This window comes from Nonomuraea candida (assembly GCF_000725485.1).
Lineage (GTDB): Bacteria > Actinomycetota > Actinomycetes > Streptosporangiales > Streptosporangiaceae > Nonomuraea > Nonomuraea candida.
This window is the reverse complement of the sequence record NZ_JOAG01000014.1, coordinates 131,748-145,394: the sequence shown is the minus strand read 5'-3', so window position 1 is coordinate 145,394 and position 13,647 is coordinate 131,748. Positions and strand designations below refer to the sequence as shown.

The 13,647-nt window shown below is 73.2% G+C and carries 12 protein-coding genes; 8 read left to right on the top strand and 4 right to left on the bottom strand.

Annotation, left to right across the window (positions count from 1 at the left end; all coding sequences use genetic code 11):
• Positions 1 to 130 precede the first annotated feature (130 nt).
• From IO39_RS14975 to IO39_RS14965, 3 genes are all read right to left on the bottom strand, one after another.
• Positions 131 to 1,789, bottom strand: coding sequence for an arylsulfatase (locus tag IO39_RS14975; protein ID WP_211267018.1), 1,659 nt, complete (start codon positions 1,787 to 1,789; stop codon positions 131 to 133).
• A gap of 76 nt (positions 1,790 to 1,865) precedes the next feature.
• Complete coding sequence (locus tag IO39_RS14970) at positions 1,866 to 2,759, bottom strand: sulfotransferase family protein (RefSeq protein WP_052422902.1); 894 nt, start codon at positions 2,757 to 2,759, stop codon at positions 1,866 to 1,868.
• A 64-nt stretch (positions 2,760 to 2,823) separates the two neighbouring features.
• Complete coding sequence (locus IO39_RS14965) at positions 2,824 to 3,705, bottom strand: MurR/RpiR family transcriptional regulator (RefSeq protein ID WP_043622186.1); 882 nt, start codon at positions 3,703 to 3,705, stop codon at positions 2,824 to 2,826.
• Between the two features lie 86 nt (positions 3,706 to 3,791).
• On the opposite strand from IO39_RS14965, the gene IO39_RS14960 reads away from it, so the two are divergent.
• From IO39_RS14960 to IO39_RS14925, 8 genes are all read left to right on the top strand, one after another.
• Positions 3,792 to 5,354 (top strand): ABC transporter substrate-binding protein, encoded by a 1,563-nt coding sequence (locus IO39_RS14960; RefSeq protein WP_043622183.1) that lies wholly within the window; start codon positions 3,792 to 3,794, stop codon positions 5,352 to 5,354.
• Complete coding sequence (locus tag IO39_RS14955; protein WP_043622180.1) at positions 5,351 to 6,316, top strand: ABC transporter permease; 966 nt, start codon at positions 5,351 to 5,353, stop codon at positions 6,314 to 6,316. Before IO39_RS14960 ends, IO39_RS14955 begins: the two co-directional genes overlap by 4 nt.
• A complete protein-coding gene (locus IO39_RS14950; RefSeq protein WP_043622177.1) occupies positions 6,313 to 7,131 on the top strand; it encodes an ABC transporter permease in 819 nt (272 codons plus the stop codon). The genes IO39_RS14955 and IO39_RS14950 overlap by 4 nt, the downstream gene beginning before the upstream one ends.
• Positions 7,128 to 8,093: an N-acetylmuramic acid 6-phosphate etherase gene (gene murQ, locus IO39_RS14945; protein WP_052422901.1), complete on the top strand. Its 966-nt coding sequence runs from the start codon at positions 7,128 to 7,130 to the stop codon at positions 8,091 to 8,093. The genes IO39_RS14950 and murQ overlap by 4 nt, the downstream gene beginning before the upstream one ends.
• Positions 8,090 to 9,322: an anhydro-N-acetylmuramic acid kinase gene (locus tag IO39_RS14940; protein ID WP_043622174.1), complete on the top strand. Its 1,233-nt coding sequence runs from the start codon at positions 8,090 to 8,092 to the stop codon at positions 9,320 to 9,322. Before murQ ends, IO39_RS14940 begins: the two co-directional genes overlap by 4 nt.
• Positions 9,319 to 10,371, top strand: a complete 1,053-nt coding sequence (locus IO39_RS50630) for a serine hydrolase domain-containing protein (RefSeq protein WP_052422900.1) — start codon at positions 9,319 to 9,321, stop codon at positions 10,369 to 10,371. The genes IO39_RS14940 and IO39_RS50630 overlap by 4 nt, the downstream gene beginning before the upstream one ends.
• Positions 10,368 to 11,972, top strand: a complete 1,605-nt coding sequence (locus tag IO39_RS14930; RefSeq protein WP_043622172.1) for an ABC transporter ATP-binding protein — start codon at positions 10,368 to 10,370, stop codon at positions 11,970 to 11,972. The genes IO39_RS50630 and IO39_RS14930 overlap by 4 nt, the downstream gene beginning before the upstream one ends.
• 151 nt (positions 11,973 to 12,123) lie before the next feature.
• A complete protein-coding gene (locus tag IO39_RS14925) occupies positions 12,124 to 12,813 on the top strand; it encodes a sensor domain-containing protein (protein WP_052422899.1) in 690 nt (229 codons plus the stop codon).
• Here IO39_RS14925 and IO39_RS14920 read toward each other — a convergent pair.
• A complete protein-coding gene (locus IO39_RS14920; RefSeq protein ID WP_043622169.1) occupies positions 12,791 to 13,600 on the bottom strand; it encodes an SDR family NAD(P)-dependent oxidoreductase in 810 nt (269 codons plus the stop codon). The genes IO39_RS14925 and IO39_RS14920 overlap by 23 nt on opposite strands.
• Positions 13,601 to 13,647 lie beyond the last annotated feature (47 nt).

Here is a 13,647-nt window from a genome sequence, read left to right as displayed (position 1 = left end):
CCAGAATGTCAACTATCGGTAGTGATGTCATCACTCTTCGTCACTAGAGTGGGGTGCCGCCGGGGTGACGATCGTCTGCGAGCGGCCTCCGGACCGGCGGGCGGGCCCGCCGGTCCGGAGGTGACGACGGTCAGTTGCTCAGCAGGCTGACGGTGTCGGGGCGCTGCGTGTCCCGGTGCGCGCGGCGGAAGACGTGGGTCCTGCCGCCGGCCTCGAAGTCGGCCCTGGCCGTGGCCCGGCCCGACGACGGCACCGGGAAGCCGACCGACACGGCCATGCCCGGGTCCAGGCGGGCGACCGTGTGCGCCTGCGCCCGCCGCCGCCCGTCGAGGCGGAGCCGGACGTTGCGCCAGGGCACCGTCGAGCCGTTGTGCAGGCTGACCACGATCTGGTCGCCGGCCAGCTCGCTCCGCAGCCCGTACGGGGTGCGCGGGTCGTCCCCGATCGAGCGGTCGAGCAGCTCCACCAGCTCCCTGGTGATCTGCGGCCGGGCGGCGGCCAGGTCGCGGCTCTCCCCCGGGTCCCTGGTCAGGTCGTACAGCTCGACGCGGCCCTCCGGCCCGGCCCCGGCGATGTTCGGGGCGAACCTGACCACCTTCCACCGGCCCCGGCGGACGGCCTGGGCCTTGCGCGGCCGGTTCCAGATCAGGTGGTCGTGCCGGGGGGCGCCCTCGCCGGTGAGCAGGCCGCGGAAGGACAGGCCGTCGAGGTTGGCGGGCGCGGGCACCCCCGCCAGGTCCGCGAACGTGGGCAGGACGTCCCAGAACGCCACCGGCTGCCGCTCCACCCTGGGCCGCAGGCCGGGCGACCACGCGATCATCGGGACCCGGATGCCCCCCTCGTACACGTCGCGCTTGTCGGCCCGGTAGGGGCCGTTGGAGTCGAACAGCCAGGGTGTCACGCCCTTCTCCCGGTGGGGGCCGTTGTCGCTGGTGAACAGCACGAGGGTGTCTTTCGCGACGCCCGCGTCGCGCAGCGCCCTGATGAGCGCGGCGACGTCGGTGTCGAGCCTGGCCACCTGGGCGGCGTGGCGGCGGTTCGGACCGCTCCAGGGCTCGTCCTCGTACGGGCCCGCGTCGCCGGGGACCACGCTCGGCGCGTGGGGCAGGATGCTGGCGTAGTAGAGCAGGAACGGCTTGTCGCTGCCGGCGTTGATGAACTCCACGGCCCGCTGCCGGAACAGGTGCGGCGCGTACGAGCTGCCATTGAGCTGCACCTTCTGCCCGTTGTGCCACAGGTACGTGGGGAAGTACTGGTGGGCGTGCTTGTGCCCGATGTAGCCGAAGAACTCGTCGAAGCCGCGCACGTTCGGGTGCGACGCCTGGTCCGCCTCCTCGGGCCCGAAGCCCCACTTGCCGATGCAGCCCGTCCGGTAGCCGGCCATCTGGAGCAGCTCGGCGAAGGTGAGGTCGGCGTCGGTGAGCGAGTGCTGCGGCCCGCCCTCGGGGTTGTCACGCACGGTGCTGTGACCGGCGTGCAGGCCGGTGAGCAGGGAGCAGCGCGACGGCGCGCAGAGCGGCGCCCCCGAGTAGGCGGTCTTGAACTGCACGCCCTCGGCCGCCAGCCGGTCCAGGTTGGGCGTGCGTATCAGGCGTTGCCCGTTGCTGCCGATCTCACCCCATCCCAGGTCGTCGGCCAGGATGAGCAGGATGTTCGGCCGCCTGGGCAGACTGCCGCGGCGGTCGGTGGCCTCGGCGGCCGCGGGCAGTGCGGTCGGCACCGCCGCGGGCAGGGCGAGGCCGGCGAGAGTACCGGCGAATAAGGCACGGCGCGAGGGCCCGTTGATCACGAAGGGCAACATATCGGAGCCCGAGGCGAATGGCGGGCAAATCGCGAGCGAACTCTGTCACAGCCTCGCAACCGGATCACGAGAGATAATCCCACGTCCGGCAGATCTCGTGCAGCTCGGCGGGGATCTCCCCGGGCGCCGGCAGCGGCCGGCCGGCGACGACGGTGCCGGTGCGGATCTTGTCGCGCCAGTCGCCGATGCCCTTGACGAAGCCGCCGTGGTCCTGCCTCCCGTACTCCAGCATGGCCGGCTCGAACTCCACGCCCAGGAACAGGCAGATCCGGCGCAGCTCGGCCTCCGGATCGGCGACCAGCTCCTCGTAGCGCACGGTCAGGCCCTCCAGGTGGGTGCGGGCCTCCTCCAGGTAGGTCATGTACGCCAGCGTGCGCGGCACCGCCTCCTCCATGGGCCGCTTGACCGGGTCGGCCTCGTGCCAGGACTGCACGATCGACATGGGGTGGCGCAGCAGGAAGATGAAGCGGGCGTCCGGCCAGCAGGCCGAGATGCGCCGCCAGGCGAAGACGTTGCTGGGCGTCTTCTCGCACAGCACCGGCTTGCCGCTGCGGGTCAGCTCCCGGTGCAGCAGGCGGTCCCAGACGAGGTGCTCGATGTCGCTGTGGGTGTGGCCGAGCAGCTCCATGGCCTGGCGTACGGGCTCGGTGCCCAGGCCCACGGTCATCCGGCGGAAGTGCGTCTCGATCGGCGAGTGCACCCGGGAGTGGCTGTTGAGCATGACGCGCAGCAGCGTGGAGCCCGAGCGCACGGACGACAGCAGGAAGACGGGCTCGCGCAGCAGCCGGTCGTGGGCGGGATCGACGGGCGGCCTGACCGCGTCGCCCGGCAGCCGCTGCAGCTCCAGCGGCACCTTGGGCGGCGGGGGCGGTTTCGGCGGCTCCTTGCGCAGCTTGCGCGTCAGCGTGTATCCCGTCAGGCCCTCGAGTGTGGCGTTGGCCCGGTACCTCCAGCTCATGGGCGTCCAAGGTAGGGGTGGCCAGTGAACCCCAGGTGAATCCGGCCTGTGAAGATGGCGGCGGCTAGGCCCGTTTGACCCGGCGGTCGTGCAGCACCGCGTACGTGTCGCGCAGCGCGCGCATCGAGGCGTCGTAGGAGGCCTGGGCCACGCCGGTGAACAGGCAGTCCACGACCATGAGCTGGGCGATGCGGCTGCCCAGCGCGCCGGAGCGGAACTTCGTCTCCCGCGCGGCCGTGGTGAGCGTCACATCGGCGGCGCGGGCCAGCGGCGAGTCGCGGAAGTTCGTGATCGCCACCGTCGCGGCCCCGGCCCGGCGGGCGATGGCGAGGAACTCGACGGTGTCCACGGTGGCCCCGGTGTGCGAGACGGCGACCGCCACGCATGCGGAGTCGAGCGTGGCCGCCGAGGTCCAGGCCGCGTGCGAGTCGTGCCAGTTGAGCGCGGTGCGGCCGATGCGCGCCAGCTTCTGCTGCAGGTCGAGCCCCACCAGCGAGCTGGCGCCCACGCCGAAGCTGTCGATCCGGCGGGCGGCCAGCAGCAGCGCCACCGCCTCCCCCAGCGCGTCCATGTCCAGCGAGCGGGCGGTGTCGGCGATGGAGAGCGTCTCGTTCATCGCGACCTTGGAGACGATGCCCGCCAGGCTGTCGTGCCGGTCGATGTCGCCGGACGCCTCGGGCAGGCCGGAGACCGCCAGCTCCTCCCTGGCCACCGCCCTGGTCAGGTCGATGCGGAAGTCCTTGAAGTGGGCGTAGCCCATGCGCTGGTAGAAGCGCACCACCGAGGTGGTCGAGGTCGCGCAGCGGGCGGCCACCTCGGCGATCGACAGGTTGGCGGCGGCGGCCGGGTCGCCGGTGAACACCTCGGCGATGCGCCGCTCCGACGGCCGCAGGGCGGGCATGGCCGCGCGGAGGCGGATCAGCAGGGTCTCGGCGTCCTCGCGCATCCTTCACACCCATCCCGTGACGGAAAGAAAATACCTCGATGGTAGGGTCTGCGTAATTTTATGACCTACTGCCCTGAGGAGACCACATGCCCCGTGGCGCCTTCTCCGCGGCCGGCCTCGCCGCCGCGTTGTCCCTCGCCCTCACCGCCTGTTCGTCCCCCTCCTCTGGGCCCACCGGCACCGGCACCGGCACCGGCACCGGCGCGCAGGGCGGCGGCGGCACGCTCGTCGTCGGCGTGACCTCCGACCCCGACACGCTCTTCCCGTGGAAGGCCACCCAGTTCCAGGCCGTCAACGTGCTGCAGAACCTGTACGGCACGCTCACCGAGTTCGACAAGGACCTCAACGTGGTGCCCGGCCTGGCCGAGTCGTGGGAGGCCGGCGACGGCGGCCGCAAGCTCACGCTCAAGCTCCGCCAGGGCGTCACGTTCGCCGACGGCAGCGCATTCGACTCCAAGGACGTCAAGTCCTCCCTCGACCAGATCATGGACGAGAAGACGGCCGCCGTGGCCCGGGCGTCGCTGTCGTCGGTCAAGGCGGTCGAGGCCCCCGACCCGCACACGGTCGTGCTGGAGCTGACCGGCCCCGACGCCGCGCTGCCGGCCAACCTGGCCTCGGTCAACCTGGCCATGCTCTCTTCCGACGACACCGAGGAGAAGCTCAACGCCACGCCGAACGGCACGGGGCCGTTCCGGCTGGCCAAGCGGGTGGCCAGCCAGTCGATCACGCTGGCCAGGAACGACGCCTACTGGGGCCCGGAGAAGGCCAAGGCCGCCACCGTGGAGTTCCGGGTGATCCCCGACGAGTCGTCCATCGTCGCGGCCATGCAGTCGGGCAACGTGCAGCTCGCGGTCTTCAACGACCCGCTCGTCGCGCAGACCGCCGAGGGCGGCGGCACGATCACCGTCGCGAAGACGCCGCAGCTCAACTACCACGCGCTCCAGCTCAACGCGCGCAAGGGCGACCTCAAGGACGTCAACGTGCGCCTGGCGATCCAGTGCGCGATCGACCGCAAGCAGGTGCTCGACACCGCCGCGCTCGGCGAGGGCGAGGTGACCGGCCCGATCACCGCCCCGGCCTTCAAGTCGGACCCGAACAAGCGCCCCTGCCCCACCCGCGACCTGGCCAAGGCCGCGGAGTATCTCGGCAAGGCCGGCAAGGCCGCCGGCGTGACGGTCAAGGCCATCGTCTCGCAGGGCGAGTACGCCACCTCCGTCAACGAGGCCCAGAACCTCAAGGCCCAGCTCGCCGAGGCGAAGATCAACCTGGAGCTGGAGGTGCTGGAGTCGGGCGCGTTCGTGGACCGCTGGGTGGCGGCCGACTTCGACGCGGCCGTCGCGCTCAACGGCGGCCGCCCCGACCCCGACGGCTCCTACGGCCGCTACTTCACCAGCGACGGCAACCTCAACAAGGTCGCCGGCTACAGCTCCCCCGAGCTGGACGAGCTGTTCGCCCAGGGCAAGGCCGCCACCGACCAGGCCGCCCGCAAGGCCGTCTACGACAAGGTCGCGGCCGAACTGGAGGAGAACGCCGCCTGGATCTGGCTGTTCGCCGGCTACACCTACACCGCCACGACGGCGAACGTGTCGGGGTTCGTGCCGATGGCCAGCGGCTCGCTGCAGTACCTGCGTACCACCTCGGTCGGATGACGGTGCTGCGCAACCGGTTCGTGCGGCGCGTCGCGGAGACGGCGGGCATCCTGTTCGGGGTGGCCGTGCTGGTCTTCGTGATGCTGCGGGCGATCCCGGGCGACCAGATCACCGCCGGGCTGGGCACCGAGGCCGCGGCGCTCACCCCGGCCCAGCGGCAGGCCCTGGAGCAGTACTACGGCCTGGACCAGCCGCTGGTGACACAGTTCTTCTCGTGGCTGGGCAACATGTTCACCGGCAACTTCGGCTACTCGGCCCGCTCCCAGCAGAGCGTGCTGGAGCTGACCATGAACGCGCTGCCGGTGACGTTCGAGCTGGCGGTGCTGTCGATCGTGCTGGCGCTGCTGATCGGGGTGCCGCTGGGCATGCTGGCCGCCTCGCGCCCCAACTCCGTCAGGGACGCCGCCGGCCAGGCCGTGAGCCTGGCCGGGTTGTCGATCCCGGCGTTCCTGCTGGCCACCACGCTGCTGTCGGTCTTCGCGGCCTCGTTCGGGTTCAACCCCAACGGGCAGGGCTTCGCCACGCTGCTGGAGGACCCGCTGCTCAACCTGCGGCAGATGTTGCTGCCCGCCCTCGTGCTGGGCTTCGGCATCGCCGCGCCGATCCTGCGCACCACCCGCACGGCCGTGCTGGAGGTGCGCTCGGACGACTTCGTGCGCACCGCCCGCGCCAAGGGCGTGCCCGAGCGGCGGCTGCAGGTCAGGCACGTGCTGGGCAACGCGCTCGTCCCGATCGTGACCATGACGGGGCTGCAGTTCGGCTACCTGCTGGGCGGCGCGGTCGTGGTGGAGCAGATCTTCTCCGTGCCCGGCATCGGCAGGCAGGTGCTGCTGGGCATCCAGCAGAAGGAGTACGCGGTCGTGCAGAGCACCGTGCTGGTGATCGCGCTGGCGTTCGTGCTGGTCAACCTGGTGACCGACCTGCTGTACCGGGTGATCGACCCGAGGGTGGGGGCGTCATGAGGCGCAGCCCGGCCGGGGTCGCCGGCGTGGTGATCCTGGCGCTGCTGGCCGTGGTGGCGGTGCTGTCGTACGCGGGGCTGCTGCCCTACGACCCGGTCGCCCAGCATCCGCCGTCGCGGTTCCTGGGCCCGTCGGGCGCGCACCTGTTCGGCACCGACCAGTTCGGGCGCGACGTGTTCTCGCGGGTGGCGGCCGGGGTGGGCAACTCGGCGCTGATCGCGGTCGTCGCGGTGGCGTTCGCGACCGTGGTCGGCACGCTCGGCGGGCTCGTGGCCGGCTTCTACCGGGGCGTGGCCGACGGCGCGATCGGCGGGGTGACCAACGTGCTGTTCGCCTTCCCGCCGCTGCTGCTGGCGCTGTCGCTGGCGTCGGTGCTGGAGCGCAACTGGTTCACGATCGCCGTTGCCATCGCCGTCGTGTACGTGCCCATCTTCATCCGCGTCACCCGCGGGCCCGTGCTCTCGCTCAGGGAGATCGAGTACGTGAAGGCGGCCGTCTCCACCGGCCAGAGCCGGTGGCAGATCATGCTCCGCCACGTGCTGCCCAACATCACCTCGATCATCGTCGTCCAGGTGGCGCTGTCGCTGTCGTGGGCCGTGCTGACCGAGGCGTCGCTGAGCTTCCTGGGCCTGGGCACCCCGCCGCCCGCGCCGTCGCTCGGCTCGATGATCTTCGAGGCGCGCAGCCTCGTGTTCGTCGCCCCCTGGACGCTGATCGCGCCCGGCGTGGTCGTCGTGCTGCTCGTGGTGGGGCTGAACCTGCTCGGCGACGGCCTGCGTGACACTCTCGACGTGCGAAACCGAGGAGATCGGTGAGACTCTCAGAACTGACGACCGAATCGGCCGACCCGCGCTTCGCCGGCATCGACACGATGAGCGTGGGCGAGCTGGCCGCGACCATGAACGCGGCCGACGCGACCGTGCCCGGCGCGGTGGCCGCCGCGCTGCCGAGCATCACGGCGGCGATCGAGGCCGCGGTGCCGCGCATGCGCTCCGGCGGGCGGCTGGTCTACGTGGGCGCGGGCACCCCCGGCCGGCTGGGGGTGCTGGACGCCTCCGAGTGCCCGCCGACGTTCTCCACGCCGCCCGAGCAGGTCTTCGCGATCATCGCGGGCGGCGAGAGCGCGATCGTGTCGCCCTGCGAGGGGGCCGAGGACGACGAGGAGGCGGGGGCCGCGGCCGTGACGGCGGCCGGGATCGGGCCGCTCGACACCGTCGTGGGCATCGCCTCCAGCGGGCGGACGCCGTACGTGCTGGCCGCGGTGCGGCGGGCGCGGGCGCTGGGCGCGCTGACCGTGGGGCTGTCGTGCAACGCGGGCACGCCGCTGAGCCGGGCGGCCGAGCACGCCGTCGAGGTGCTGGTCGGGCCCGAGGTGATCAGCGGCTCGACCCGGCTGAAGGCGGGCACGGCGCAGAAGCTCGTGCTCAACATGTTCTCGACGATCGTGATGGTGCGGCTCGGCAAGACGTACGGGAACCTGATGGTCGACGTGAAGGCCGGCAACGCCAAGCTGCGCGAGCGGGCCGTGCGCATGGTGCGCGCGATCACCGGGGCCGGGCGGGAGGAGGCGCTGGCCGCGCTGGACGCCAGCGGCTTCAACGTCAAGCAGGCGGTGGTGGCCACGCGCTTCGCCCTGTCGCCGCAGGACGCGGCGGACCGGCTGGCCGCGGCCGGCGGCCACCTGCGCACGGCGCTCGGGGAGAGCGCGGACGGGCGCGCCCGGCCGCCGGGACGGGACGGGGACGGGCGGGCACGAGCGCTCGGGGAGACGGCATGAGGGTTCTCGGAATGATCTCCGGCACCTCGCACGACGGGATCGACGTGGCCGTGGTGGACTTCGAGCCGGCCGGGAGCGTGCTCGAAGGCCGGGTCGGGCACACGGCGAGCACGCCGTACCCGGCGGAGCTGCGGGCGCGGCTGGCCGCGGCGCTGCCGCCGGCGCCGACCACGCTGGCGGAGGTGTGCGAGCTGGACACCCTGATCGGCCAGAGCTTCGCCGCGGCGGCGGAGGCGGCGATCGCCGCGGGCGGGCCGGTCGACCTGATCGTCTCGCACGGGCAGACCGTCTACCACTGGGTGCGGGACGCGCACGCGCTGGGCACCCTGCAGATCGGGCAGCCCGCGTGGATCGCCGAGCGCACCGGCGTGCCGGTGCTGTCGGACGTGCGCATCAGGGACATCACGGCGGGCGGCCACGGCGCGCCGCTGGTGTCGGTGCTGGACGGGCTGCTGCTCGGCTCGCACGAGGGCGGGGCGGGCGCGCTCAACCTGGGCGGCATCGCGAACCTGACCGTGGTGCGCGGCGGCGCCTCCGGCGCGCCGTCGCTGTACGCCTACGACATCGGGCCGGCCAACGCGCTGATCGACGCCGTGGTGGCCGACCGGGGGCTCGACCCGCGCGGCTTCGACTCCGGCGGGCGCCTGGCCGCGTCGGGGCGGGTGCACGCCGGGCTGCTCGACGTGCTGCTGGCCGAGCCGTACTACCGGCTGGCGGCGCCGAAGAGCACCGGCAAGGAGCTGTTCCACCTCGGGTACGTGGCGGCGGCCCTGACCCGGGCCGGCCTCCGCCTCCCCGACCCCGCGCCCGGCGGCGCGGCGGGCGCGGGGCCGGAGGGCGAGGCGATCGAGGAGGCGGATCTCGTGGCGACGCTGACCGAGCTGACCGTCCGCACGGTCGCGCACGACGTGCGGGCCGCCGGCGTCGGCACGCTGGTCGTGTCGGGCGGCGGCTGCCGCAACCCCGTCGTCATGGCCGGCCTGCGCGCGGCGCTGCCCGGCGTCACCGTGGCGCCCTCCGACGACTACGGCGCGCCCGCCGACGACAAGGAGGCGATCGCGTTCGCGCTGATCGGCTGGCTCACCGCGCACGGCCTGCCCGGCACGGTGCCCGGCGGGACGGGCGCGACCGGCGCCCGCGTCCTGGGCACGCTGACCCCCGGCGCGGGAGCGCTGGTCCTCCCGGCGCCGCTGCCCGAGCCGCCCCGCTCCCTGGTGCTGACGCGATGACGGGCGGCGAGCGGGTGAGCGCGCCGGCCGGGCTGGTCATGGCGGCGCGCACGCCGTGGGCGGAGTTCACCGAGTGCGCCGGCCACCGCGTCGTGCGCTGGGAGGAGGGCGAGCGGATCGGCGTGGCGCCGATGACCGTGGAGACCTTCCACGACCTGGCCTCGGTGACCAAGGTCGTCGCCACGACCACCATGCTCATCCGCCTGGTGTCCGACCGGCTGGTGGACCTGGACGCGCCGCTGAGCGCGTACCTGCCGAAGTCGTACGAGGCGATCACCGTCAGGGACCTGCTGCTGCACCGGGGCGGCCTGTGGGAGTGGTGGCCGCTGTACATCCAGCCGCAGCTCCCGCCGCCCCGCTACCGCCCCGGCCGCGCCCGGCACTACTCCGACCTGGGCTTCATCCTGCTCGGCCGGATCGTCACGGCCGTGACCGGGCTGCGCCTGGACCGGGCGCTGGCCGAGCTGGTCACCCGCCCGCTGGGCCTCACCTCCACCACCTACGCCCGCCCCGCCGGGTCGGAGGCGGCGATGAGCGCGCTGGACGACCGGGTCGAGATGACCATGCTCGACACCGGACGCCCGTACCCGGTGCCCTACCGCAGCGCCGACTTCGCCCGCTGGCGGGCCGAGCCGGTGCTCGGGGAGGTCGCCGACGGCAACGCCCACCACGCCTTGGACGGCGTCGCGGGGCACGCGGGCCTGTTCTCGACGGTGCCCGACCTGCTGCGCTACGGCCTGGCCCTGTCCAGGTACGAGGAGTACGACCACCTGTGGCGCCCGGAGGTCGTACGGGAGTTCCTCACCCCGGGCCCCGACCCCGAGCAGGCGCTGGGCTTTCGCAGGTACGCGCTGGAGCTGCCCGGCGAGACGGTCACCGTGCTCGGCCACCCCGGCCACGTGGGCTGCGCGGTCGGCTTCGTGCCGGGCCGGGACGCGGCGTTCGCCCTGGCCAGCAACCGCCTGCTGGTGGCGGGCACCCCGGCGCCCACCGACGCGCTCTGGCACGACCTGCTGCAGGAAACCGCACACCGATCGAGGACCGCATGACCCCGCTGCTGGAGATCCACGACCTCTCCGTCGCCTTCCGCACCCGCCGGCAGGACGTCACCGTCGTCAGGAACGTCTCGATGGAGATCCTGCCGGGACAGACCGTGGCGGTGGTCGGCGAGTCGGGGTCCGGCAAGTCGACCACCGCGGCCGCGGTCAACCGGCTGCTGCCCGGCAACGGCCGGATCACCGGCGGGCGGGTGGTGTTCGACGGCCGGGACCTGACCCGGCTGAGCGCGCGCGAGATGACCGCGGTGCGCGGCGCGGGCATCGGCCTGGTGCCGCAGGACCCGATGTCGAACCTCAACCCGCTCATGCGCATCGGCGACCAGATCGCCGAGGCGCTCCAGGTGCACGGGCTGGCCTCGGGGAAGGCGGCGCGCTCGCGCGTGGTCGAGCTGCTGGACCTGGTGGGCATCCCCGACCCGGAGCGGCGGTTCGGGCAGTACCCGCACGAGTTCTCCGGCGGCATGCGGCAGCGCGCGCTGATCGCCATGGGGCTGGCCTGCCGGCCCCGGCTGCTCATCGCCGACGAGCCGACCTCGGCGCTGGACGTGACCGTGCAGCGGCGCATCCTCGACCAGCTCGGGCAGCTCACCGCCGAGATGGGCACGGCCGTCTTCCTCATCACGCACGACCTGGCGCTGGCGGCCGAGCGGGCCGACGTGGTGGCCGTGATGTACCAGGGGGAGATCGTCGAGACCGGCCCGGCGGCGGCGATCCTCTCCGAGCCGGGGCACGAGTACACCAGGCGGCTGCTCGGCGCGGTGCCGAGCCTGTCGTCGGTGCGGGTCAGCGAGCCGCCCGGCCCGCCCGAGCGGGCGCCCGGCGACCTGGTCGTGGTGGAGGGCCTGCGCAAGGTGTTCCCGATCAGGGGCACGCGTGAGGAGTTCACGGCGGTGGACGGGGTGTCGTTCACCGTCCCGCGCGGCCGTACCGTCTCGATCGTGGGCGAGTCGGGCTCGGGCAAGTCGACCACCGCGAACCTGCTGCTCGGGCTGGACACGCCCACCTCCGGCGCCATCCGCTTCGACGGGACGGACCTGACCGCGCTGGGCAGGAAGGAGCTGTTCGCCTTCCGCCGGCGGGTGCAGCCGGTCTTCCAGAACCCGTACGCCTCGCTCGACCCCCGCTACACGGTCGAGAAGTCGATCACCGAGCCGCTGCGCGTGCACGGCGTCGGCAGCGCGGCCGAGCGCAGGCGGACGGCGGCGGAGCTGCTGGAGAAGGTGTCGCTGCCGGCGTCGATGGCCGGGCGGCTGCCGCACGAGCTGTCCGGCGGCCAGCGCCAGCGGGTGGCCATCGCCCGCGCCCTGGCGCTCTCGCCCGAGCTGGTCGTGCTCGACGAGGCCGTCTCCGCGCTGGACGTGCTGGTGCAGGCGCAGATCCTGGAGCTGCTCGCGCGGTTGCAGCGGGAGCTGGGGCTCAGCTATCTGTTCATCAGCCACGACCTGGCCGTGGTGCGGATGATCTCGCACACGGTGCACGTCATGCGGGCCGGGCGGATCGTGGAGAGCGGCACGGCGGAGGAGATCTTCGACCGTCCCTCCGACGACTACACCCGCGAGCTCCTCGCCGCGATCCCGGGCCGGGCCGCCTGAGTCCCCGGGACCGGGCCGGGCGCGGCTTCGGGTAGGACTTGTCCCTACCATGGACCGGGCCGGGCGCGGCTTCGGGTAGGGCTGTCCCTACCATGGACTGGACCGTGAGCAGGGTCGATCGGGCCCGGCCCGGCCCCGTAGCGTCGTCCCCATGACAACCCTCCGGCACCGCCTCGCCACCGACACCCGCTACACCCTGCTCGGCCTGCCGACGGCCGTGGCCCACTTCTCCGTCGTCGTGACCGGCGTGGCGGCCGGGCTCGGCGGCGCGGTCGCGTTCGTCGGGCTGCCGATCCTGGCCGGCACCGCCGCCGCGGCCAGGAACCTGGCCGACTTCGAGCGGGTCGCGATCCCCGAGGTGATCCGCCGCCCGGTCGCCCGGCCGTCCTACCCGCCCGCCCCGTACGGCGCGGGCTGGTTCCGCCGGATGATGAACCCGCTCACCGCCGGGCAGGCCGTCCTCGACCTGCTCTACGGGATCATCGCCTTCCCGATCTCGCTGGCCGCCTTCGTCGTCACCGCCGTGTGGTGGGCGGGCACGATCGCCGGCCTGACCTTCCCCCTCTACGGCTGGATGGTCGCCGCCATCCCGGGCGTGGACGGCGGGCTGCCCGAGCTGCTCGGGCTGGGCGACGGAACGCTGATGTTCGTGGGCGTCAACACCGTGGTCGGGGTGCTGTTCGCGGTGACGCTGCTGCCGGTGGTGCGCGGCGCGGCGCTGATCAAGGCCGGCCTCGCCCAGGCCCTGCTCACCCGCGCCCCCGCAGACCCCCTCGCCGACCCCCTCACCGGCGCCCCCGCCGCCGTGCGCGCGCCCGTCAATGAGCCGCACTGGGTGTGAGCTCGTCCGCCACCTGCCGAGTGACGCGCCGGCCCATGAGAGCCACGAGCTTTCGCGGCCGGCGCGGCATGAGGTGGGCCATCGCGAAGGTGCCGCGGCCGGGCACCACGTAGCCCTGGTCGCGGTCGAAGGCCCGCAGGGCGGCGGTGACGACGGATGCGGGCGTGGCGAGCCGGCCGCCGATGGCCGCCTTCCTGGTGCCGATGCGGTCGAAGAAGGCGGTCTCGACCGGGCCGGGCGTGACGGCCAGGGCCTTGACGCCGCTGCCGCGCAGCTCGCTCCAGAGCGCCAGGCTGAAGTTGAGCACGAACGTCTTGGACGCGGCGTAGGTCGCGAAGTACGGCGCGACGTTGAACCCGGCCGTCGAGCCCACGTTGATCACCCCGCCGGAGCCCCGGGCGAGCATGCCGGGCAGGAACGCGTGCGTCAGCCCCACCAGGGACACGACGTTGACCATGAGCTCGTCGTGCTCGCGCGCGGCGTCGATCCGCGCGAACTCCCCGGCCGTGCCGAAGCCGGCGTTGTTGACGAGCAGCTCGACGGTCACGCCGCGGGCGGCGGCCTCCTCGGCGACGCGCGTGGCCGCGTCGGGCGCGGACAGGTCCTGGACGATCACCTCCGCGCGCACGCCGTGGCGCTCGCGCAGCTCGTCGGCGAGCGATTCGAGCGCGGGGGCGGACCTGGCGACCAGGGCGAGGTCGTGCCCGCGGGCGGCGAGGGCGCGGGCGAACTCCGCGCCGAGGCCGGAGGAGGCGCCGGTGACGAGGGCGGTTCCCTTGAGGTTCATGAGAAAGAACGTAGCAGATTTTCCTAGAACTGCGACACTTAGTCTCA

Coding starts and splice junctions, on each gene's coding strand:
- IO39_RS14970 (WP_052422902.1), bottom strand. CDS start 2,759: ATGAGCTGGAGGTACCGGGCCAACGCCACACTCGAGGGCCTGACGGGA.
- IO39_RS14965 (WP_043622186.1), bottom strand. CDS start 3,705: ATGCGCGAGGACGCCGAGACCCTGCTGATCCGCCTCCGCGCGGCCATG.
- IO39_RS14960 (WP_043622183.1), top strand. CDS start 3,792: ATGCCCCGTGGCGCCTTCTCCGCGGCCGGCCTCGCCGCCGCGTTGTCC.
- IO39_RS14955 (WP_043622180.1), top strand. CDS start 5,351: ATGACGGTGCTGCGCAACCGGTTCGTGCGGCGCGTCGCGGAGACGGCG.
- IO39_RS14950 (WP_043622177.1), top strand. CDS start 6,313: ATGAGGCGCAGCCCGGCCGGGGTCGCCGGCGTGGTGATCCTGGCGCTG.
- IO39_RS14940 (WP_043622174.1), top strand. CDS start 8,090: ATGAGGGTTCTCGGAATGATCTCCGGCACCTCGCACGACGGGATCGAC.
- IO39_RS50630 (WP_052422900.1), top strand. CDS start 9,319: ATGACGGGCGGCGAGCGGGTGAGCGCGCCGGCCGGGCTGGTCATGGCG.
- IO39_RS14930 (WP_043622172.1), top strand. CDS start 10,368: ATGACCCCGCTGCTGGAGATCCACGACCTCTCCGTCGCCTTCCGCACC.
- IO39_RS14925 (WP_052422899.1), top strand. CDS start 12,124: ATGACAACCCTCCGGCACCGCCTCGCCACCGACACCCGCTACACCCTG.
- IO39_RS14920 (WP_043622169.1), bottom strand. CDS start 13,600: ATGAACCTCAAGGGAACCGCCCTCGTCACCGGCGCCTCCTCCGGCCTC.